The 2,337-nt window shown below is 71.5% G+C and carries 3 protein-coding genes; all 3 read right to left on the bottom strand.

Annotated elements, in window-relative coordinates:
• Positions 1 to 1,055, bottom strand: a 1,055-nt coding sequence (locus G3O06_RS47835; protein WP_205820333.1) for a trypsin-like peptidase domain-containing protein, incomplete at its 3' end; no start/stop codon positions are given.
• Between the two features lie 84 nt (positions 1,056 to 1,139).
• Positions 1,140 to 1,523, bottom strand: coding sequence for a hypothetical protein (locus tag G3O06_RS47830; RefSeq protein ID WP_205820331.1), 384 nt, complete (start codon positions 1,521 to 1,523; stop codon positions 1,140 to 1,142).
• Positions 1,524 to 1,569: 46 nt separating this feature from the next.
• Positions 1,570 to 2,337: hypothetical protein (locus tag G3O06_RS47825; RefSeq protein WP_205820329.1), on the bottom strand; the 768-nt coding region annotated here is incomplete at its 5' end.

Genomic DNA, 2,337 nt, shown 5'->3' with positions numbered 1-2,337 from the left:
CCCGCGACCGTGCCGAGCAGGTCCGCCGATTCGGCGACCGGCTTGCCGTCGACCGCAAGCACGACGTCGCCCGGCTGCAGGCCCGCGTGCGCGGCCGGGCCATCCGGCTCGACCACGGTGATCAGCGCGCCGTCCGGGCTCGCCAGGCCGAACGAACGCGCGAGCGCCTGGCTCACTTCCTGGACGGCCACGCCGAGCCGGCCGCGCGTGACCTTGCCGGTCCGCAGCAACTGGTCCTTCACGTCGAGCGCGATGTCGATCGGGATCGCGAACGCGAGCCCCTGGTAGCCGCCCGTCTTCGAGAAAATCATCGAGTTGATCGCGATCACGCGGCCGCCGAGGTCGAACAGCGGGCCGCCCGAATTGCCGGGGTTGATCGGCACGTCGGTCTGGATGAACGGAATCGCGCGCTCGCCGGGCAACGAGCGCGATTTCGCGCTGACGATGCCCTGCGTGACCGTGTTCGCGAACCCGTACGGCGAACCGATCGCCATCACCCAGTCGCCCACTTCGGTGCGAGCCGGGTCGCCGGTCGCGACGACCGGCAGGTTGTGCGCGTCGATGCGGATCACCGCCACGTCGGAGACGGGGTCGCTGCCGATCACGCGCCCCTTGAACTGCCGCTTGTCGGTCAGCTTCACGTCGATCGCAACGGCGTCGCCGACCACGTGCCGGTTGGTCAGGATCACGCCGTCCGCACTGACGATGAAGCCCGAGCCGAGGCTCACCTCCTCGCGGTTGCCGATCACGCGCCGCGCAAGAAACGGCGCGAGCGGATGATCGGGCGCGATGCCGGGCGGCAACTGGATGCCCATCTGCGTGACTTCGCGCGTGACGCTGATGTTGACGACCGCCGGGCCGACGCGCCGGACCAGCGCGGCGAAGTTCGGCAGCGCGACGGTCGGCGTCGGCGATGCGGCACCCGGCTGCGCGGGCCGCTCGCCGGCCGCTGCGGTTGCGCAAGCGCAAGAGCCTGCGCATGCGCAGGCCAACGCCAGCACGCCGGCCATTGCTCGCAGCATCACCGCCCGGTTCGTCTGCCTGCCCGCCTTCATGTTGCCGTCCCTCGTCGGTTCGCGCCGGAGCGCCTCCGGCTCATCGACTCATCGATACCTGCACCACACATTCGGCCGCCTGCATTACTTCGGCGGCACCGCGACCGGCGCATCGGGCCGCTGCGGCGTCGTCGACCGCCCCCAGTTCGAGCCGAAACGGTTCCGCTCGGTCGACAGGTTGAACGTGCCGAGACGGTTCGACGGCTGCTTCGACAGCCGCTCCGAATCCGTTTGCGATGCGCCCGCCTGCGGGTCGGCCGCCGGCTTCAGTTGCTGGCTCAGGCAGTCGTACGACAGCGCGCGCTTGCCATCGACTTCCGCATCGACGCACACCGGCTTCGCGGCCGAGCCCGGACTGGCTGCCGCGGGCACGGCCGCGCTCGCCGCCGCGTGTCCGCCCTGCGCGTGCGCACCGGCTGCCAGCAGCAGGCAGACGATCGTCGCGATTGCGCTTCGTCGCATCTTCATGCGCGCCTCCTTCAGAAATGGCTCCATGGCACCCGCGCTGCGGCCGTCACAGGTTCATGCCCGGCGCCGACGCGCGCGCCAGGAAGCGCGCGAACGCCGCGCGATCGGACTCGTCGACGGCAGGCTCCCGCGCATCGACCCGCTGCTCCCACGCGTCGCGCATGCCGTCGACCGGCTGCCACGCATGCACCTGCGCGCCGGTCGGATACGGCGTGACGAGCGGTTCGCGATAGTCGACGCGAAACAGCGGCGGCGCGCTGCCGCCGGCCGTCCACAAATCGCCGACGTCGCGCACGCTCGCGTCGAACCAGAACCGCACCCAGCGCACCGTCGGCGCGCGCGTGTCGGCATCCGGTGCATCGGCGCCCGACGCACCGGCGCCCGACGCATCCGGCACGCGCAGGAAGCCGGCCAGCACGAGCAGCACGGCCGCCAGATCGTCGTCGCGGAACATCCGGTACGACCAGAGATCCGCGACGTCGACACAGGAAATCACCGCGATGAAGCGCCCGATCGTGAGCGCGGGCCACACGCGCCGCATCAGCACGTAATGGCGCGCCCACTGCGCAACGAAGCGCTCGCGATGCCGGGCGGCGACCTGCACGTCGCGCGAGCCGCGAATCGTCAGTTCCTCCGGTTGATACTGGCGCGTCGTGAGCACGCACTGCGCGGAGCACCGCGCGCTCCGGTGCCGCGCGTAGCCGCCCGCACCCGGCAACGGCTCCAGTGCACCGAAGCACAGCGGGCAATGCGTGGGCCACTCGCCGGGCCGGCCCGGCCACGGGTTCGCCTTCGGCATGCGCGGGCGGTCGGC

The organism is Burkholderia sp. Ac-20345 (assembly GCF_017104825.1).
Classification (GTDB): Bacteria; Pseudomonadota; Gammaproteobacteria; order Burkholderiales; family Burkholderiaceae; genus Burkholderia; species Burkholderia lata_B.
This window is presented reverse-complemented; position numbering and strand designations above follow the sequence as displayed.

Bases quoted from the DNA above. Each gene is read 5' to 3' on its own strand.
- G3O06_RS47830 (WP_205820331.1), bottom strand. From the start codon at position 1,523: ATGAAGATGCGACGAAGCGCAATCGCGACGATCGTCTGCCTGCTGCTG.